The sequence below is a fragment of the Salibacterium aidingense DSM 18341 genome, from assembly GCF_000429685.1.
GTDB lineage: Bacteria > Bacillota > Bacilli > Bacillales > Marinococcaceae > Salibacterium > Salibacterium aidingense.
Window position 1 is genome coordinate 100,718 of sequence record NZ_AUCI01000008.1, and the last position, 20,535, is coordinate 121,252.

Below are 20,535 nucleotides of genomic sequence, written 5' to 3' on the forward strand. Positions count from 1 at the left end.
CGTTGCAAACCATTTATCTTTACCACCAAAATGAACAGACGTTTCCCCCTTTTCCAGAAATGGTACTGGCTCTCGGATATTTTGATGGAGTTCATACTGGTCATCGGGAAGTAATTCAAACAGCAAAACGGAAAGCACAACAAAAAGGGTGCGCCCTTGGAATTATGACGTTTCATCCCCACCCGAAAGCTGTGCTTTCCCCTCATGCTTCTGAAGAGACGATGCGTTATATTACACCGCTTCGTCATAAAGAGGAGCAATTAAAAAAAGAGGGGCCCGACTATCTGTTTGTGATTCATTTTGACACGTTCTTTGCTTCTCAGGAACCGCAGGATTTTGTAGATAATTATATTATTAAATTAAATACGGTCCATGTGGTAGCTGGTTTTGACTTTTCTTACGGACGGCTTGGAAAGGGTACGATGGAAACCATGCCTTTTCATTCGAGAAATCAATTGGAACAGACCGTAGTGGGAGAAGTAAAGCGAAATGGGGAAAAAGTCAGTTCCACGCTGATCAGGGAGTATATTGAAGCTGGAAATGTAAAGGAAGCGGCAGCTTTTCTTGGGAGAACATACAGCATACGGGGGACGGTGGAAAAAGGAGAGCAAAGAGGAAGAACGATTGGTTTTCCCACCGCCAATATTAGAAAAAACGAAGCATACATTACTCCGGCAGCCGGTGTGTATGCAGTTCGAATCCAGGTAGAAGACAAATGGCTGGATGGTGTATGCAATATAGGTTATAAACCAACTTTTCATGAGGAAGCCCCGGAAGAACCGATTATTGAAGTCCATATTTTTCATTTTGACCGGAATATTTATGGAAGTGATACGGAAGTAGCTTTTTATTCCTATATCCGGGGAGAAGAAAAGTTCAACGGCGCAGCGGAACTTGTGGAAGAAATGAACCGTGATGCAAAAAAGGCAAAAGAAATTCTGCAGGCCCGGATCGATGTGCCATAGCTTGGAATAGAAATCTGCTCTTGCATTCTTCTGAAAAAACCGGTATTCTAGTGACTGTAATATGAAACCAGCCATTGCTTGGTCAGGACGTTCCTCCGACGTTTGACTGGGGAATCGGCGATTATCTATGATAAGGAGGTGCTTAGGATGGCATTAACAAACGAAAGAAAGCAGGAACTGGTGGAAGAATTCAAAACGCATGAAAATGATACGGGTTCTCCGGAAGTTCAGGTGGCTATCCTTACAGAGCAGATTACTTCATTAAACCAGCATTTGCGGGATCACAAGAAAGATCACCATTCCCGCCGCGGTCTTTTGAAAATGGTCGGGAAACGCCGTAACTTGTTAACCTTTTTGCGTAAAAAAGATGTAACAAGATACCGTAACTTGATTAACAAGCTTGGTCTGCGCAGATAGAGAAAGAAAAGCGGGAGAAATCCCGCTTTTTGTTATAAGTAAAAGTATATATTTTTATGTTCAATGATACGTTTATTCAGGGCGCTTGCGCTTTTCTTATTGAGTTGTCCTTTCTTTTCTCTTGATCGAATTGTAAAATAAGAATCAGGTGGCAACACTTATACTTAAGAAGAAATAAAATTACAGGAGGAAGATCCTTTGGAAATGGAACAAAAAATGCAATCATTTACATTTAACTGGGCCGGAAGAGAGTTAAAGATTGAAACCGGCCAGCTTGCAAAGCAGGCAAATGGTGCTGTGATGGTAAGATACGGCGATACAGCAGTTCTTTCAACCGCAACAGCATCCGATACACCGAAAGACCTGCCCTTTTTCCCTTTAACCGTTAATTACGAAGAACGTTTGTACGCTGCCGGAAAAATTCCAGGCGGTTTCATCAAGAGGGAAGGGCGGCCGAGTGACGAAGCAGTGCTGACAAGCCGTTTAATTGACCGCCCGATCCGCCCGCTGTTCCCGGAGGGCTTTCGCAATGAAGTACAGGTAGTAAGCATGGTTATGAGTTCGGACCAGGACTGTTCCTCAGAAATGGCCGCGATGCTTGGTTCCTCCATCGCCTTATCTCTTTCGGATATCCCGTTTTCCGGACCGATCGCCGGAGTCAAAGTTGGAAGAGTAGACGGGCAGTTCGTAATTAACCCGACAATCGAGCAGGAAGAAAAAAGCGATATCGAATTAACAGTGGCCGGTACGAAGGAAGCTATCAATATGGTAGAGGCCGGTGCTAATGAAGTACCGGAAGAGGATATGCTTGAAGCGATCATGTTTGGACATGAAGAGATACAAAGACTGGTGGCGTTTCAGGAAGAAATTATGGAACAGGCCGGTACCTCTGAAGTGATGGAAGTGGAACTGCAGCAGCCGCACCAAGAGCTGGAACAGAGAGTCCGGGAAGCCGGTGAAACGCAATTAAAAGAAGCCGTGCTCGTAAAAGAGAAAAAAGCGCGGGAAACGGCAATAGACGAAGCAAAAGAAGCAATTATTGAGAAGTTTGAAGAAGAAGAACAGGAAGATGTGCAGGAAGTTCTCCAGGGCATCGTGAAAGAGGAATTCCGCCGTTTCATTACGCAGGAAAAAATCCGCCCGGATGGAAGAGGGCCAGAAGATATCAGGGAGCTGGCTTCTCAGGTAAAACTGCTCCCGCGTACACATGGTTCTGGTTTATTCACCCGCGGACAGACCCAGGCGCTCAGTGTCTGTACTCTTGGACCGCTGGGAGATGTACAGGTTCTGGATGGACTGGGCATGGAAGAATCGAAACGATTTATGCACCATTATAACTTCCCCTCCTTCAGTGTGGGAGAGACGGGACCAATACGTGGGCCGGGACGCCGCGAAATCGGTCATGGAGCCCTGGGAGAACGGGCCCTTGAACCGGTGGTTCCGCCCGAAAAGGATTTTCCTTATACCATCCGTCTCGTATCCGAAGTGCTGGAATCTAACGGTTCGACTTCCCAGGCCAGTATATGTGCAAGCATTCTTGCGATGATGGATGCCGGCGTTCCCATTAAAGCCCCGGTTGCGGGAATTGCGATGGGTCTGGTGAAAGAAGGCGATGATTTAACAGTGTTAACCGATATTCAGGGGATGGAAGATGCCCTCGGCGATATGGACTTTAAAGTAGCAGGTACAGAAGAGGGAGTTACTGCCCTGCAGATGGATATTAAGATTTCCGGCATTAATCGGGAAGTACTCGAATATGCGCTGGAAAAGGCCCGTTCCGCCCGGATGAAAGTATTGGAAAATATGTTGTCGGCCATAAGTGAAACCAGAAGTGAATTATCGGAGTATGCTCCGAAAATATTAACCATGACGATTTCGCCGGATAAAATCCGTGATGTTATCGGCCCAAGCGGCAAAACGATAAATCAAATTATAGAAGATACCGGTGTGAAAATTGATATTGAACAGGATGGTACGATTTATATTTCTTCCACGGATGCCGAAGCAAATGACAACGCGAAGAAACAAATTGAGGATTTGATTCGTGAAGTGGAAGTAGGGCAGACATATCTTGGGAAAGTAAAACGAATTGAAAAATTCGGCGCGTTTGTGGAAATTTTTAAAGGAAAAGACGGTCTTGTCCATATTTCCCAGCTTGCCGAAGAACGGGTGAACAAGGTGGAAGATGTGGTACAGATTGGAGACGAGGTTTTGGTGAAAGTTACGGAAATAGACAATCAGGGGCGTGTCAACCTATCCAGAAAAGCTTTATTGAAAGAGCAGAATCAAAACTAAAAGAAAAGCGGACAGAAAGACTTGGCGCCCAGGCCAAGTTCTTTTTTCATGTTCTATGAGATCCCTCTCTCTTCATACACTGGATGCAGGGGGAGATCTTATGAAAAAAAACCTGCTGACTATTTCTTTTTTTGCATTTTTCTGCTTCCTGGTTGTACAGGCTGATGTCCCATTTCATTCCCTTTTTTTCGTACATAATGAAGAAGCAGAAACGGTTTCAGCAGACCTGACGGCTGAAACGTTATATGAAAAGCTGGAAGAAGCATCAAAAGAGTGGAATGAGCCGCCGAAAGATGCTGTCATTGATAAAGTATGGAAAGCGATTCCAGGTTACAATGGCACCATGGTTAATGTAAAAGAATCCTATGAAGCGATGAAAAAAACCGGTGAATTTCGGGAGAGCCATTTGGTTATGGAGGAGGTCCCTCCTGAAGTTCATTTAAGCGACCTGCCTCCTGCCCCGATTTACAAAGGGAACCCGGCAAAACCGGCAGCCTCTATTATGGTGAACGTTTCGTGGGGAGAAGAGTATATCCCCCGGATGCTAAAAATACTGCGTGAGGAAAAAGTGAAAGCAACGTTCTTCTTAGAAGGGAAATGGGTGCAAAAACAGCCTAAATTAGCTAAAATGATTAAAGAAGAAGGTCATGAAATAGGCAGCCATGCTTATTCGCATCCTGATATGTCCCAGTCCGGAAGCACCAAAATCAGACAGGAACTCAAACAGACCAATGAGGTCCTGGAGGCTGTATTGGCGGAGAAACCTGCCCTGTTTGCCCCTCCCTCCGGAAGCTACAATGATGAAACGGTGGAAACCGCAGCAGAGTTTGAGATGCACACGGTTTTATGGACGGTAGACACCGTCGACTGGAAAAATCCAGAGCCGGCAGCAATGGCGTCCAAAACGGCTTCCAAAGTAGAAAACGGCTCCTTGATTCTTATGCATCCTACGCCGTCTGCTGTTGGCGGGCTGAAGGAGATGATCCAGCAAATTAAGGAAAAAGGAATAAAACTGGATACGGTCTCTCAAACATTTAAAGAAACAAGAATCGATTAAGGATGGTCAGCGTAGAAGGAGGAAATACGTTTTGATTCAGAAGCATACATTAAATAATGGCATCCGTGTGGTGACAGAACATATCCCCACCGTCCGTTCGATGACGGTTGGTATTTGGGTTGGAGCAGGTTCAAGGTATGAAGCCGCTCCGGATAATGGAGTTTCGCATTTTTTGGAGCATATGTTTTTTAAAGGAACTCAAAAGAGAAGCGCGGCCGATATAGCGGAAAGTTTTGATAGGATCGGCGGTCATGTGAATGCATTTACATCAAAAGAATATACCTGTTTTTATGCGAAAGTATTGGATCAGCATACAGAAAAAGCATTGTCCATCTTAGCAGATATGATATTTCATTCCCGGTTTGATGAGGACGAGATGGAAAAAGAAAGACAGGTTATTTTAGAAGAGATAAAAATGGTAGAGGATACGCCGGATGATATTATCCACGATTACTTGGACGAAGCTTTTTTTGGAAATCATTCGCTTGGACGTCCCATTCTCGGCACGGAGGATACAGTAAGCCGTCTCACCCGCGATACGCTTCTTCAATACCGGCAGCGTTTTTATACAGCGGATAATCTTGTTATTTCCCTGGCTGGAAATCAAACGGAGGAGATCATGGAGATACTTGAGAATTTATTCACAGATCTTCCTTATCAGCGTGTCGAGGAGCCGCTGCAACTCCCTGAATATAACGCCGGGAAATCAGCTGTGTGTAAAGAAACAGAGCAGGCCCATCTTTGTCTGGGTTTTCCCGGATTGGAAATGAATCATGGCAGCATGTATTCCTTAACGTTATTAAACAATGCGCTGGGAGGAAGTATGAGCAGCAGGCTGTTTCAAGATCTTCGGGAAGACCGGGGTTTGGCTTATTCTGTTTTTTCCTATCATGCTCCGTTTTTGGACAGTGGAATGATGACGATTTATGCCGGAACGGGAATCGAACAGCTCGATGAAACGTTTGAGGCTATGATGGCTGCATTCCGGGAACTGGCAGAGCATGGGTTGACAGAGAAAGAGTTAAACAACGGCAAAGAACAGCTGAAAGGTAATTTGATGCTGGGTCTGGAAAGTACCAGCAGCCGGATGAGCAGAAATGGGAAAAATGAATTGCTGCTTGGCCGCCACCGTCCCCTGGATGAAATCGTGGAACGGATCGAAGCTGTAAAGCGGGAAGATGTCTGCCGTATGGCAGAATATATATTTCGCTCCGATTATTCGCTATCATTGATTAACAGGGACGGTGTTCTTCCAAAAGCGGTTCGCCAAGAAAGCATCTTGTAAGAAGAACATTCATAGAGGGGATAGCAAAGATGTTATTAAGCGAATGGACCCGAAAAGAAATCATAGATGGAAATCACGCGGTAAAGCTTGGGCTCCCGGGTAATCCTGATCTGGTGATCGACGAAAAGAGCGGCCGGATTAAAGAAATTATTATAGCAACGTCTCCTTTCCGGAAAAAATCAAAAAGCTGGCGTATCCCCTGGAACTCCATCATAAAAATTGGAGACGACTTTGTTATTATCGATACCGTAAAACTGACCTCGCAGCCTCCGGCAGAATAAAACAAAGGCCCGCGAGGCCGTGCAAAACTATACCAACTCAATAAATTCCCGAACGATTCCTTTTATGAATTGGTTCGGGATTTTTTGTCTTTCCATCGCTGCATCCTAATACTTTGCTTTCCCCCACAGGGCACAAGGGCGATCTCTCCTCTAACTTTCTTTGGTCGTTGTCGCAGTGTCTTCTTTGCCGCGGCACGGCTCGAATAAAAAAGAGCGGCTGAAAGAAATAGGAACTTCTGCTAAAACCGCGCACGTCCTGTGGAGTCCGCGTATTTTGACTGGGTTCTATTACTACTCCTTTCAGAAGCCCTTTTGGCAAGATGGATACAGCTTCTATTTTTCATGCTGCTTTTCAGGAACTAATCACCCCTTTTTTTCTTTCTCATATGGTATATAGACACGAGTCAATGAAAAAGGGGGCTGGAAATTGAAAGGTAACATTGTTCTGATCGGCGGAGACGCCAGACAAATAGAGATGGCGGATTATTTGCAGCAAAAGGGAATGGAGGTCACTTTATTAGGGTTTGACCGCTGGTGCAGCCTCCGTCCTGGAATGAAAAAAGCAGCTGGAAAGGCGGATGTGGACTGGGAAACGCTGGATGCGGTGATTCTGCCGGTAAGCGGAATAAAACCTGAGCAAAAAGTAGAGGCAGTATTTTCTGAAAATACATTGTATGTAGAAGAAAGCTGGTTTCACAGGCTGAAACCAGAGTGTTTAATCATAACCGGGATTCGAACAGAAGCCGCGGATAAATTAATGACACGAATCAACCGTTCTTATACCGCCTTAATGGAACGGAATGATACCGCCATCTATAATTCGGTCCCCACAGCGGAAGGGGTACTGCTTATGGCAATACAGGAAACGGAGCATACCATTCATCAATCCCGTACGCTTGTTCTTGGTTTTGGACGAACGGGACAGACAATTGCCGGCACCTTTTCTGCAGTAGGTGCATATGCAAAAGTAGGGACGTCAGATCCCGCAGAAACAGCACGGGCCGAAGCAATGGGGCATGATGTTTTCGACCTCAGCCGGCTGAATCAGGCTGTTTCACTGGCGGATATATGTATTAATACGATTCCTTCGCTTATCTTATCGGAAAACATTTTAATACAGGTCCCGGCACACACCCTCATTATAGATATCGCTTCCTCTCCGGGCGGTACGGATTTTGAATACGCAGAGAAAAGAGGCATTAGAGCTCTGCAGGCTCCCGGACTCCCCGGTGTAACAGCTCCAAAAACAGCCGGGCACATTCTAGGAAAAGTTATTCTGCAGCTGTTGAAGGAAAATGACGGAAAAAAGGAGGCTTAACGTATGTTGCCTTTTCAGGACAAAAAAATAGGGTTTGGTGTTACTGGATCTCACTGTACGTTGGAGGAAGCCATCCCTTATATGAAAGAACTTAGAGAAAAAGGTGCAGATGTATATCCGGTTATTACACCGACTGTATTAAAAACAGATTCCAAATTCGGGGCGGCGGAAAAATGGCTGAATGAAATCAAAAAGGCTTCCGGAAAAGAAGAAGTAGTGGATTCCATTGTAAAAGCTGAACCATTTGGTCCAAAAAATCCAATGGATGCCATGATTATTGCTCCGATGACTGGAAATTCAATTAGTAAATTTGCCAATGCAATGACAGATTCTCCTGTACTCATGGCTGCGAAAGCAACACTTCGAAACAGCTGTCCTGTTATTCTGGCCATTTCCACAAACGATGCCCTGGCATTAAACGGAGCCAATATTATGAAGCTCATGAATGCGAAAAATATATATTTTGTTCCATTTGGCCAGGATAATCCGCAGAAAAAACCTACCTCCTTAGTAGCAAGAATGGAAGAAATCTCCGCAACACTGGAAGAAGCCCTTTCTGGTCGGCAGTATCAGCCGGTTATCGTGGAAAAATTCAATGATTGAACCGTCAGCACCATTGCTTCTTCCACGAGAATCTATTATGTTAAAATAGATAGCAGGAGTATTTCAAACATTTTAGAGATTGTGGAAGGAGTTATTTATTCATGGCAAATAATCAGGGTTATACCGTAGCTATTCTGGGAGCTACAGGGGCAGTAGGGGAGCAGATTTTGAATACCCTTGATAAGAATAATTTTCCGATAAAAAATTTAAAATTATTATCTTCCAAACGCTCGGCAGGTAAAAAAATCACCTTCCGCGGCGTCGAATATACCGTAGAAGAAGCGAAACCGGAATCATTTGACGATGTGCAGATCGGTCTCTTTTCCGCCGGCGGTTCCATTTCTAAACAGCTGGCACCGGAAGCGGTGAAACGAGGGGCCATCGTCATTGATAACACGAGCGCTTACCGTATGGACCAGGAAGTACCGCTTGTCGTTCCGGAAGTGAACGAAGAAGATGTAAAAAACCATAATGGTATTATTGCAAATCCCAATTGTTCTACCATTCAGATGGTAGTGGCACTCGAGCCGATCCGTCAGGCTTACGGGCTGAAAAGAGTGATCGTATCCACGTATCAGGCAGTTTCCGGTGCCGGTCTGGAAGCAGTGGAAGAAATGAAAGAGCAGTCCCGTGACGTATTGGACAAAAAAGAGATTAATCCGGAACTTCTTCCGGTAGGCGGAGACGATAAGCATTATCAAATTGCGTTTAATGCTATTCCGCAAATTGATAAGTTCCAGGAAAACGGATATACGTTTGAAGAAATGAAAATGATTAATGAAACGAAAAAAATCATGCACAAAAGTGACCTGCCTGTAGCTGCAACTTGTGTCCGTCTGCCGGTCGAAACCGGTCACTCTGAATCTGTTTATATCGAAATAGAGAATGGTTCACCAGAGGCAGATACATTAAAAACTACAATGGCTTCCGGTAAAGGAATTACGATACAGGATAACCCTTCCGAACAAAAATATCCAATGGCAGTGGACAGCGTAGGACTGCCTGATGTGTTCGTCGGAAGAATCCGGCAGGATCTGGATCAGTCCAATGGTTATCATTTCTGGGTTGTTTCTGATAACTTGTTAAAAGGAGCCGCTTATAATACCGTTCAAATTGCAGAAAGTCTTGTGAAATTTGGATTAATAAAGGAATAAAAGGAGATCGGCATGGCAGTTATTGTGCAAAAATTCGGCGGCACTTCTGTTCGAGATGAAGAAAGTAGAAAAGCAGCTTCCAAACATGTAACGAACGCTGTGAAAAACGGGGATAAAGTTGTAGTCGTTGTTTCTGCGATGGGAAGAAAAGGAGATCCTTACGCGACAGATACGCTGTTGAGTCTGGTCAACAAGGAACAGGCGGCGTCATCTCAACGCGAACAGGACCTACTCATTTCCTGCGGGGAAGTTATTTCGGCCGTTATCTTTGCTGATCTCCTCCGTTCTCAAGGGTGGCAAGCGATGGCCTTTACAGGGGCTCAAGCTGGATTTAAAACCAATGAAGCCTTTGGAAGGGCACAAATTTTGGATATGGAATGTGAACATCTGCAAAACATGCTGCAGGATCTAGATGTTGCCGTGGTCGCCGGATTTCAGGGAGCCGGAGCCGGAGGGGAAATAACGACATTGGGCCGGGGTGGCAGTGATACGTCCGCTGCTGCGCTTGCGGCAGCATTATCAGCGGCATATGTGGACATTTTCACAGATGTAGATGGAGTGATGACTGCCGATCCAGGCATGGTGAAAGAAGCTTCCATCATTGAATCCGTGACGTATGAAGAAATCTGTAATATGGCTTATCAGGGAGCGAAAGTGATCCACCCCAGAGCCGTGGAAATAGCAAGGCAGGCTGATATACCGATACGGATACGTTCCACGATATCCGGACGGCCCGGAACGTTCATTTCTTCTCGTAAAGAAAAAGAGATAGACTCTGGACTTCAGGATCGTCATGTTACAGGAATTGCTCATATGTCCGGGTTATCTCAAATCACCGTCAGAAGCAAAGATTATTTAACTCTCCAGGATACAGTTTTTCAAGAAATGGCTCAGGCAGGCATCTCCGTTGATTTTATTAATATACAACCGACCGCCATTGTCTATACTGTACCGGATGAGCGTGCCGGGGAAGCTGTCCGCTTGTTAAAAGACAAAGGGTATGAACCGGAATGGCTTTCCCATTGCACGAAAGTATCTGCTGTTGGTGCCGGAATGACCGGAGTCCCCGGGGTGGCTGCGAAAGTAGTGGCTGCTCTGACGAAGGAAAACATTCAAATTTATCAATCGGCAGATTCTCATACCACCATATGGGTACTTGTAAAAAAAGAGGATGAACAGAAGGCAGTAGCTGCGCTTCATCATACCTTTCAGCTGGAGCAGGTGAGAAGGTCACGGTAACGCCTGAGGCAGATAATATGGAAAGGGGCGGAATGGGATTGGAATTCGGTCGATTGCTTACCGCTATGATTACCCCGTTTAACAGCAGTGGTGAAATTGACTGGCCGGTACTGGAACCACTGGTGGAGCATTTACTCTCCACAGGATCAGAAGGGCTCGTCATAGCAGGAACAACAGGTGAATCTCCCACATTAACGACAGACGAAAAGCTGGCACTGTTTAAACGAGTAAAAGAAATTACTGGTACCCGGGCGTTTGTCATGGCAGGAACGGGAACAAACGATACGTCGTATTCGGTACAGCTGACGGAAAAGGCCGCTGCGACTGGTGTAGATGGAATGATGGCGGTAACCCCTTATTATAACAAGCCCAGTCAGGAAGGGATGTATTACCATTTTAAATCAATCGCTGAAGGGGCGCCTTCCCTTCCGTTAATGATTTATAATATTCCAGGACGCTGTATTGTGAATTTGGAAGCAGATACCCTGCTTCATTTAACGGCCATTTCCAACATCAGGGCGGTAAAAGAAGCTAGCGGGGATCTGGATCAAATTGCTTATTTCCTTGACCATAGTCCGGAATACTTTAAGGTATACAGCGGCGATGATTCTTCGACTCTGCCTATCATGTCTATAGGAGGAACGGGAGTAGTGTCTGTGGCAGCCCATGTCATCGGCAGGGAGATGAAAACGATGATTGACAGTTTCGCTGCTGGAGAACCAGCACTAGCTGCAGCGTCTCATCGAAAGCTGCTGCCGAAAATGAAAGCGTGTTTTATGGCACCGAATCCGGCTCCGGTCAAGGCAATGCTGGAACAGCTCGGGGTGGGGGCCAGGTTTACAAGAGCCCCACTTCTCCCTTTAACGGAATCAGAAGTAAAACAGCTGGAAAATTGGTTCAGCCTGGCTTAAGCCAGGTTTTTTAATGGGATAAAAAAGCTTATTCCATCATGCAGCCGGTTAAAGCATGATTTTTTCTTTCCTCATGCAGGCCTTGATACTTATAGGTTTCGTTGAAATTTCTTAACGTGTATCCCGAACAATAGACTTGTATTCTGTTTTCCATTTGAGTTATACTACAAAGAAGTGATGAGTTCGGGTGCGTAGTTCTATTATGGAGAGACAGGCTTTCTCGTTGACGCCGTGGAGAAAGCAGCCGTGGACAAGTATGTCATTTTGTAAACGTTGCAACAGAAAGAAACCATGCAGCAGAACGTCAGATTTAAAGATATAGGAGGAAAAAACGTTGTCAAAGCAGTCCATAGAGTCGATACGTGTATTTGCATTAGGTGGTCTTGGAGAGATCGGCAAAAACATGTATGTTGTTGAAACTGAAGAGGATATTCTTATTGTAGACGCTGGTTTAATGTTTCCGGAGGATGATATGCTCGGGGTGGATGTGGTAATTCCTGATATCTCCTACCTGGTTCAGAATAAAGAGCGGGTGCGGGGGATTGTAGTAACACACGGGCATGAGGATCATATTGGAGCGCTTGCCTATGTACTGCGGAAAATCCATGTTCCGGTATATGGCACGAAATTAACTCTTGGTCTCGTAGAAGACCATTTAAAAGAAAAGGGGCTTCGTAAAAAAGCTGATCTCCGGCTCGTACACGGGGAAAGCCGAATTACCGTCGGACAGTTTCCGATTCATTTTTTCCGCACCACACACAGCATTCCTGATTCCGTTGGTGTCAGTATTGAAACCCCGCAGGGCTTGATTGTTCATACCGGGGACTTCAAATTTGACCAGACGCCGGTAGACGGACGTTATACCGATATTGACAAATTAAACCGTATTGGAAAAAGAGGAGTTCTCTGTTTATTGTCGGACAGCACTAATGCGGAAAGACCGGGAAATTCCCCTTCGGAAACTTCGACGGGGGAAGGAATTAAAGAAGTATTTGAAGAGGCAGACGGACGAATTGTTCTGACTACATTTGCTTCTAATGTTCACCGGGTGCAGCAGGTGATTGATGCCGCTGTAAGAGAGCAGCGGAAAGTTGCAGTCGTCGGACAGAGTATGAGTAAAGTCATTGAAATCGCAAGAGAGCTGGATTATTTACACTGTCCGGATGACATTTTTATAAAAACGTCCAGCGTGAAGGATTATAAACCGGAGCAGATAGCGATATTATGTACCGGCAGCCAGGGAGAACCAATGTCGGCCCTTGCCCAAATGGCTAAAGGAGCCCATCGTGAATTGACGATTGAAGATGGAGATACGGTCGTTATAGCGGCAAACCCTATTCCTGGTAATGAGAAGTCTGTTTCCCGGCTCATCGACTTTTTGTATCAATTAGGGGCTGATGTCATTTATGGCCAGGAAAATGTTCATGCGACGGGGCACGCCAGTCAGGATGAGCTGATGCTCATGTTGAATCTGCTGCAGCCTGATTATTTCATTCCTGTTCATGGAGAATTCCGGATGCAGCAGGCTCACGCTGAACTTGCTGAAACAACCGGCGTGGCTGCCGATAACATTTTTCTGCTCGATAAAGGAGAAGTGGTGGAGTTTACCAAAGCAAAGGCAAAGCGGGCAGGAAAAGTTCCTTCCGGCAATGTACTGATTGACGGTCTGGGTGTAGGCGATGTAGGAAATATTGTGCTGCGGGACCGCCGCCTTTTATCAGAAGACGGCATTCTGGTGGTGGTCGTGACCTTAAACAAGAAAACAAGCGGAATCGTCTCCGGGCCTGATATTATTTCCCGAGGTTTCGTGTATGTCCGAGAGTCCGAAGAACTTCTGGAAGAAGCAAAGACAAAAGTAAAAACCACGTTGGAAAAGGCTTTGAGTGATAACGTCAAAGAATGGTCCACCCTGAAAAGTAATATTAGAGACGTTTTGAGCCGCTTTTTATATGAAAAAACAAAAAGACGTCCGATGATCCTCCCGATCATCATGGAAGTCTAATCCTAAAACGAGCTTTCCGTTAAGGAGGGCTCTTTTTTTGGTAGACGGGGAGGGAAGAAAAACAACGAGAATGAATGGAGATATTATGACTCATACTATGACTAACCGCACGTTAAAGGAGGTTTTTTTCATGTCTGAGCAGCAAGATCCTTCCGGACCGCCAGATCCCCAAAAAGCGCCCGGAACTTCTCCGGAGACGCCGTCAACGCAGCCGGAGAAAGACGACCAGAAAAACAGCCTGGTCAACAAAATCCAAGAACTCGGCCAGACGAACGTGGCTGAAATGGAAAACTCCAATATTCACTGTATTACCGTAGTCGGCCAGATTGAAGGACACATGCAGCTGCCTCCCCAAAATAAAACCACCAAATATGAACATATTATTCCGCAGTTGGTGGCCGTGGAACAAAACCCAAAAATCAAAGGCCTCATGCTTGTCCTGAATACGGTAGGGGGAGATGTGGAAGCAGGGCTCGCAATAGCTGAAATGGTGGCCAGTATGAGCAAACCAACGACTACCCTCGTATTGGGAGGAGGCCATTCGATAGGAGTGCCGATCGCTGTAGCCGCAGATTATTCCCATATCGCAGAAACCGCCACAATGACCATCCACCCGATCCGCTTGAATGGTCTTGTCATAGGAGTGCCGCAAACGTTTGAATATCTGGAAAAAATGCAGGAACGGGTTATAAATTTTGTGACCCGCCATTCTGATATTCATGAAGAAAAATTTAAAGATTTAATGTTTGCGAAAGGTAATCTTACAAGGGACATTGGAACAAATGTAATAGGGGAAGATGCGGTGCAGCACGGTTTAATTGATTCTGTTGGCGGGATCGGCTCCGCACTGGGACGGTTGAATGAGCTCATTGATGAAAAGGAAGGGGGAATGCTGCAATGATACTTTATACGCCGCTTGCAGCTGAATCCATTTTTCCACCGGATGAAAAAGAGTGGAAGGAGCAGCAGACTGCAGCAATTGAGCATGGCTGTGTGACGATTCAAAAAAGTGAAGAAGGGGAATGGACGATCGTTTCTCTGAATAGTTCAAATCCTCATGATTACATGCAGCCACATCTTCAGCCTGGGGTAAAATGGAAGGATTACGAATGATCTTCTTCTAAAGGGAAGGAATGAAAGGCAAGATATGCTATAATAAAATACGGAAGTTGATGGACGGAAGGCTGTCTCCCTGAAAAAATAAAATGGAGACAGCCTGATTCATTATAGAAATCATTTTACATAAACGATTTTTTTACAGTCGAAAAGGGAACTGAGGTGAAGGAACATGGCGCAGAAGTCAAAGCGAAAAAAAAAGAATACCAAAAAATCCAAACAGTGGAAAGTTCAGATGAAATATGAATTGACGGGGTTATTTCTATTCACAGCTGGAATATTGGCATTATTTCATCTTGGACGTGCCGGCGGAGTCATCCAATCTCTTTTCCGTTTTACCGCAGGAGAATGGGCCCCGCTTTTAAATGCAGGGCTGCTGCTGATAGCTGCTATTCTCATTGTTAAAAGAAAACTCCCTCCATTTACCGGGAAACGTTTGAGCGGTATATACCTTGCTGTCCTTACGTTAATATTATTAAGTCATGTGCAGATGTTTGAAAATTTAGGGGCGCAGGGAGAATATCAGGAAAGCTCCGCTATTGTAACGACGTTTGAACTTTTTATGCTTGATCCTTTTGATGAGGGGATAGTAGAGGATATTGGAGGGGGAATGCTGGGGGCTGTATTATTCGTTCTGACCCGGTTTTTATTTGATGCGGCTGGAACGAGAATTATAGCCGGCTTTTTATTTATTCTTTCCTTTCTATTAATCACCGGCCTTTCCATTCAGGAAATCTTTCAATATTGCACAAAGAAAACCGGGCCCAGGGTAAAACAGCTGCGTACTTTTTTAGCTGAAAAAGGAAAAGCTGCAAAGGAAAAAAAGTCGTCGCAGTCGAAAAAGACAGAGAGCCGGCCCGAACCCGCATTAACGCAGCAGGAGCGGTCGGCGGAGGCTGCAGAGGAACAGAAACCTGTTATTTATACGTTTGCTGAAAATGCCTATTCCAATTCGGCGCAGGAAAGAACCAGGCCGATGCCGAATAAGGAATATACAGCGGTCCATAATAAGGAAACAGAGCAGTCAAAAAAGAAGAAGGAAGCGGCGGAAGATTCCCAGGAGGTTTCCCTGCTGGCTGATGAACCGGAGAATGAAAACTATGAACTTCCTGCGATCGACATTCTTGGGGCCTCACAGCATAATTCGCAGCACCAGGAGAGAAGCCTTATTTCCTCGAATGCCAGAAAGCTCGAAGAAACACTGCAAAGCTTTGGGGTGAAGGCGAGAGTAAACGAGGTACACCTGGGACCGGCCGTTACGAAGTATGAAGTACAGCCGGATACTGGAGTCAAGGTAAGTAAAATTGTAAACCTTGCTGATGATCTGGCACTTGCTTTAGCCGCCAAGGATATTCGTATGGAAGCTCCGATTCCCGGAAAAGCTGCGATCGGAATTGAAGTACCTAATTCAGAAGTAGCGATGGTAACTTTGCGCGAAGTCATTGAGGCAGGTTATCAAAGAGAAGATCATGTCCTCTCGGTCGCGCTGGGAAGAGATATTTCAGGAGAGCCGGTGCTCGCTTCTCTGGATAAGATGCCGCATCTCCTTGTAGCAGGCGCCACAGGGAGTGGAAAAAGCGTATGCATTAACGGCATTATTACGAGTATCTTAATGAAAGCGCGGCCTCATGAAGTAAAACTGATGATGATCGATCCTAAAATGGTGGAACTGAATGTGTATAACGGAGTTCCGCATCTTCTCACACCTGTGGTTACGGAGCCGAAAAAAGCGGCCCAGGCTCTGAAAAAAGTAGTCGCTGAAATGGAACGCCGATATGACTTATTTTCTCATACCGGCACAAGAAATATGGAAGGCTATAATGAGTGGGTCAAAAAGCAAAATGAAAAGAATGGGGAAAATCATCCGGAACTTCCGTATATCGTGGTCATTGTGGATGAACTGGCCGACCTGATGATGGTTGCTTCCAACGAAGTGGAGGATGCGATCACAAGACTTGCCCAGATGGCCAGAGCGGCGGGTATTCACATGATTATTGCTACACAGAGACCTTCTGTCGATGTGATAACCGGTGTCATTAAAGCAAACATTCCATCCAGAATCGCATTCGGAGTTTCCAGCCAGACAGACTCCCGGACTATTCTTGATGCCGGAGGGGCAGACAAACTGCTTGGCAAGGGCGATATGCTTTTCCAGCCGGTAGGATCAAATAAATCAACCCGTGTCCAAGGGGCGTTTGTTTCGGATGAGGAAGTAGAAAAGGTAGTGGAAGCTGTGGTGGCTCAACAGAAAGCGAATTACCAGGAAGAAATGATTCCGGAAGATAAACCGGAAGTCCAGGAGGAAGTGGACGATGAGCTTTACCAGGACGCGGTGGATCTGGTCGTTCATATGCAGAGCGCATCTGTGTCAATGCTCCAGCGAAGGTTTAGAATAGGCTACACAAGAGCAGCACGCCTTATAGATGAAATGGAAGTACGGGGAATTGTCGGCCCCTACGGAGGAAGCAAACCAAGGGAGGTATTGATAAGCGGAACACAGGAGCAGGAAGAAGAAGTATCTTCGAATGAAAGGGTTTGACAAGGAGGAGGTAAATGTATGATACAGGAAGAAGAAGTAGTGCAGGGCAGCGGTTTGGATGTTCATTTAATTCCAACCGCAAAATATAAAACAACTACACTTGTATTACAGATAAAAGCCGCATTAACCAGGGAAACAGCGGCCAAGAGGGCTCTGCTTGCCAGTGTGCTGCAAAGCGCAACAAATGATCTCAGATCCCGGAAACAAATCCGCCTATATCTCGATGATTTGTACGGGGCGGCGTTTCACACAGACGTCCAGAAAAAAGGAGAAAATCACATTATCTCTATGCGGATGGAGATCGCAAATGAAAAATATCTGAAAGAGGCCCCTTCTCTATTCCACAAAAGTATTTCCTTTCTGCAGCATGCGCTGGAAGACCCTTATCTTCCGGACGGGAAGTTTGCAGAAAAAGTAGTAAATGAGGAAAAACGAACGTTAAAACAGCGTATTCAATCTATTTATGATGATAAGATGAGGTATGCAAATAAACGGCTGCTGGAAGTGATGTGCGAAGCGGAACCTTTTTCGATCCACCCTTACGGAGAAGTGGGGGAGGTGGAAAACATTTCACTTCGTGAACTAACAGACGAGTACAGGCGGATGCTGGAAGAGGATGATATCTGTCTTTATATCGTCGGCGATATGGAACCAGAAGAAGCTAAAGAGGCCGCCTCAATGTTCACCCTCGACCCGGATCGAAAGCTTGCTGCCCACTCCTCAGCAGTCAACCATAACAGCATAACCCAGCCAAGGGAAAAAATAGAAACCGATGATATTCAGCAGGGAAAACTCCATCTTGGCTACCGGACCCCGGTCACTTTTTCCGACAGCCGTTTTCCTGCCCTGCAGGTCATGAACGGATTGTTTGGGGGATTTCCGAACTCAAAACTTTTTATTAACGTCCGGGAAAAGGAAAGCATGGCCTATTATGCGGCCTCCAGGTATGAAAGCCAGAAGGGAATTATTCTTGTTATGGCAGGGATTGAAGTGGAGGATTATGAAAAAGCGGTAGCCATCATTAAAGAACAGATGGAAGATATACGAAAGGGCCGGTTTGCAGATAGCGATGTCGAGCAGACTAAAGGAATGGTGAAAAATCAGCTTTTAGAAACAACCGATAATCCTAGGGGGTTGATCGAATTATATTATCAGGGGCGGAATGCGGATCATCCCCGTACCATAAAGGAATGGCTGCAGGCGGTGGATGACGTTACCAGGGAAGATGTTATTTCTTGTGCCGAAACCCTCGAACTGGATACAATCTACTTTCTGCGCAGCAAGGAGGATAACAAATGAGTGAAACGATTACATTTGACCAACTCCAGGAGACAGTTTATAAAGAACAACTTTCCAATGGTTTGACGATTTTTGTCCTGCCGAAAAAGGGGTTTCATAAAACGTTTGCGACATTTACAACGAATTACGGCTCCATTGATAATCGATTTGTTCCCATCGGTAAACAAGGGGAGGTAAAAGTCCCGGATGGGATTGCACATTTTTTGGAACATAAAATGTTTGAAGATGAAGAAGGCGATGTGTTTCAGACGTTTGGGGAACAGGGAGCATCGGCCAATGCATTTACCAGCTTCACCAAAACAGCGTATTTGTTTTCCAGTACCCAGGAGACAGAAAAAAATTTAACAACGCTGCTGGATTTTGTGCAGCATCCTTATTTTACAGAAGAAACGGTGGAGAAGGAAAAGGGTATTATCTCCCAGGAGATCCGGATGTATGAAGATAATCCGGACTGGCAGCTTTTTTTTAATCTTTTGGCTGGATTGTATCACAATCATCCGGTAAAAATAGATATTGCCGGCACAGTAGATTCCATTCGTGAAATTACGAAGGATGACTTATATGAATGTTATGAAACGTTTTATCATCCCAGCAACATGATATTATGTGTAGCAGGGGACGCCGAGCCTTCGCATATTATTAATATCGTGAAAGAAAATCAAGCTCGTAAGACGTTTAAAGATCCAGAGGAAGTAGAGCGGATTTTTGAGAAGGAGCCGGAACATTCGGTTCAGGAAAAAACAGTCGTTCCCATGAGTGTCAATACACCTAAATGTATGGTTGGATATAAAATTGCTTTCCCGGAAAAGCAGGGCAAAGCCCTTCTGCGTTATGAACTTACCGTGGAAATACTGCTGGAAGCTCTGTTTGGGGCAGGATCAGATGTGTATGAATCTCTCTATGAAGAAGGATTGATCGACGATTCTTTTTCGTCAGAATTTATGCTGGAGCGTTCCTTTTCTTTTGCTGCTATCGGCGGAGATACGGCAGAACCGGATAAATTGGTGCAGCGCATAACAGAGACGCTGGACAGAGCAGCTTCGGAGGGAATAAGCAGGGAAAACATCGAAAGAGTGCGCCGTAAGAAAATTGGGAACTTTTTAAAACAGCTGAATTCCCCGGAATTTATGGCTAACCAATATACAGATTATGCCTTTCATGATCTGCATTTGTTTGACGTCATCCCCTTGTTGGAAGAAATTACAAGCGATCAAGTGAATGAATTACTTCCTGTGTTATTCCAGGAAAAAGCAAAAGCTGTATCACAGATCACAAAAAAGCAGGATGAATAGCATGAGCGAGTTTACGCTGGTAACGGGGGCAAGCGGGGGAATAGGGAGGGCGATTGCCCTTTCCCTTGCCAAAGAAGGACATGCATTGTTTCTCCATTATCATCGTTCCAGAGAGAATATAATGCAGCTGAAGCAGGAATGTGAGGCCTATGGCAGCCAGGCAGTTATAGTGCAAAGCGATTTAACATCAAGAAATGGGGCAGCCTGTTTATTAGAGCAGCTGCATTTTCCGGTGGGACATGTCGTTTATAACTGCGGCACACCTTCTTACGGGTTGTATCAGGATCTTTCCGAAAAAGAATTTTATGAGCTGGCTCATATCCATTTTTTAAATGCCATGTGGCTGACACACGAGTTACTCCCTTCCATGTTAACGAATAAAAAGGGGACGATTGTGATGATCTCCTCTATTTGGGGAGAAAAGGGAGCAGCCCTTGAAGTCGCCTATTCTGCCATGAAAGGCGGAGTAAATACATTTGTAAAAGCACTGGCCAAAGAGACGGCACGGTCCGGAGTGAGGGTGAATGCTGTGGCGCCCGGTATTGTGGATACTCCGATGATGAACGGGTTTACAGAGGAAGAAAAAGCGGAGCTGGCCGGGGAGGTGCCCGCCGGCCGTTTTGGTGTTCCCGAGGACGTGGCAGAAGCAGTGGTTTTTTTAATGCGGGAGTCTTCTTCCTATATTAACGGTCATATTTTAAATGTGAATGGCGGCTGGTAAAAGAATGAAGGCGGATGACACATATATTTCCTTCTCATGGA

Annotated in this window: 18 protein-coding genes; all 18 read left to right on the forward strand. The window is 45.3% G+C overall.

Features of this window, described 5'->3' with window-relative positions; translation table 11 throughout:
* The first annotated feature begins 2 nt into the window (after nt 1–2).
* The 18 genes from ribF to ymfI all read left to right on the forward strand — a co-directional run bounded on the left by ribF (nt 3) and on the right by ymfI (nt 20,494).
* The gene (ribF, locus tag G475_RS0109520) at nt 3–965 is read left to right on the forward strand and encodes a riboflavin biosynthesis protein RibF (RefSeq protein WP_026701102.1); all 963 of its coding nucleotides are present in this window, start codon (nt 3–5) and stop codon (nt 963–965) included.
* Between the two features lie 147 nt (nt 966–1,112).
* Nucleotides 1,113–1,382, forward strand: coding sequence for a 30S ribosomal protein S15 (rpsO, locus tag G475_RS0109525; protein ID WP_026701103.1), 270 nt, complete (start codon nt 1,113–1,115; stop codon nt 1,380–1,382).
* A gap of 204 nt (nt 1,383–1,586) precedes the next feature.
* On the forward strand, nt 1,587–3,677 hold the full coding sequence (locus tag G475_RS0109530; RefSeq protein WP_026701104.1) for a polyribonucleotide nucleotidyltransferase: 2,091 nt from the start codon (nt 1,587–1,589) through the stop codon (nt 3,675–3,677).
* Nucleotides 3,678–3,777: 100 nt separating this feature from the next.
* Nucleotides 3,778–4,734, forward strand: coding sequence for a polysaccharide deacetylase family protein (locus G475_RS0109535; protein WP_026701105.1), 957 nt, complete (start codon nt 3,778–3,780; stop codon nt 4,732–4,734).
* 31 nt (nt 4,735–4,765) lie between these two features.
* Nucleotides 4,766–6,019 (forward strand): M16 family metallopeptidase, encoded by a 1,254-nt coding sequence (locus G475_RS0109540; RefSeq protein ID WP_026701106.1) that lies wholly within the window; start codon nt 4,766–4,768, stop codon nt 6,017–6,019.
* A 29-nt stretch (nt 6,020–6,048) separates the two neighbouring features.
* Nucleotides 6,049–6,300, forward strand: coding sequence for a YlmC/YmxH family sporulation protein (locus G475_RS0109545; protein ID WP_026701107.1), 252 nt, complete (start codon nt 6,049–6,051; stop codon nt 6,298–6,300).
* A 427-nt stretch (nt 6,301–6,727) separates the two neighbouring features.
* The gene (gene dpsA / locus G475_RS0109555) at nt 6,728–7,618 is read left to right on the forward strand and encodes a dipicolinate synthase subunit DpsA (protein WP_026701108.1); all 891 of its coding nucleotides are present in this window, start codon (nt 6,728–6,730) and stop codon (nt 7,616–7,618) included.
* A gap of 6 nt (nt 7,619–7,624) precedes the next feature.
* Nucleotides 7,625–8,221, forward strand: a complete 597-nt coding sequence (locus G475_RS0109560) for a dipicolinate synthase subunit B (RefSeq protein ID WP_026701109.1) — start codon at nt 7,625–7,627, stop codon at nt 8,219–8,221.
* Between the two features lie 101 nt (nt 8,222–8,322).
* Complete coding sequence (asd, locus tag G475_RS0109565; protein WP_026701110.1) at nt 8,323–9,375, forward strand: aspartate-semialdehyde dehydrogenase; 1,053 nt, start codon at nt 8,323–8,325, stop codon at nt 9,373–9,375.
* Nucleotides 9,376–9,387: 12 nt separating this feature from the next.
* Nucleotides 9,388–10,614 (forward strand): aspartate kinase, encoded by a 1,227-nt coding sequence (gene dapG / locus G475_RS0109570; RefSeq protein WP_026701111.1) that lies wholly within the window; start codon nt 9,388–9,390, stop codon nt 10,612–10,614.
* Between the two features lie 32 nt (nt 10,615–10,646).
* The gene (dapA, locus tag G475_RS0109575) at nt 10,647–11,525 is read left to right on the forward strand and encodes a 4-hydroxy-tetrahydrodipicolinate synthase (protein ID WP_084414075.1); all 879 of its coding nucleotides are present in this window, start codon (nt 10,647–10,649) and stop codon (nt 11,523–11,525) included.
* Nucleotides 11,526–11,859: 334 nt separating this feature from the next.
* Entirely contained in the window at nt 11,860–13,527 is a 1,668-nt protein-coding gene (locus G475_RS0109580) for a ribonuclease J (RefSeq protein ID WP_026701113.1), read from the forward strand.
* Between the two features lie 130 nt (nt 13,528–13,657).
* Nucleotides 13,658–14,428, forward strand: a complete 771-nt coding sequence (locus G475_RS24650; RefSeq protein WP_051302380.1) for a ClpP family protease — start codon at nt 13,658–13,660, stop codon at nt 14,426–14,428.
* The gene (locus G475_RS24655) at nt 14,425–14,640 is read left to right on the forward strand and encodes a YlzJ-like family protein (protein WP_035710778.1); all 216 of its coding nucleotides are present in this window, start codon (nt 14,425–14,427) and stop codon (nt 14,638–14,640) included. Before G475_RS24650 ends, G475_RS24655 begins: the two co-directional genes overlap by 4 nt.
* A 175-nt stretch (nt 14,641–14,815) precedes the next feature.
* Entirely contained in the window at nt 14,816–17,182 is a 2,367-nt protein-coding gene (locus G475_RS0109595; RefSeq protein WP_026701114.1) for an FtsK/SpoIIIE family DNA translocase, read from the forward strand.
* Between the two features lie 18 nt (nt 17,183–17,200).
* Nucleotides 17,201–18,481 (forward strand): EF-P 5-aminopentanol modification-associated protein YfmF, encoded by a 1,281-nt coding sequence (gene yfmF / locus G475_RS0109600; protein WP_051302367.1) that lies wholly within the window; start codon nt 17,201–17,203, stop codon nt 18,479–18,481.
* Entirely contained in the window at nt 18,478–19,773 is a 1,296-nt protein-coding gene (gene yfmH, locus G475_RS0109605) for an EF-P 5-aminopentanol modification-associated protein YfmH (RefSeq protein WP_026701116.1), read from the forward strand. Before yfmF ends, yfmH begins: the two co-directional genes overlap by 4 nt.
* Nucleotide 19,774: 1 nt before the next feature.
* Nucleotides 19,775–20,494 carry an elongation factor P 5-aminopentanone reductase gene (gene ymfI / locus G475_RS0109610; protein WP_026701117.1) on the forward strand — a complete coding sequence of 240 codons (720 nt, stop codon included), beginning with the start codon at nt 19,775–19,777 and terminating at the stop codon, nt 20,492–20,494.
* The last annotated feature ends 41 nt before the right edge of the window (nt 20,495–20,535 follow it).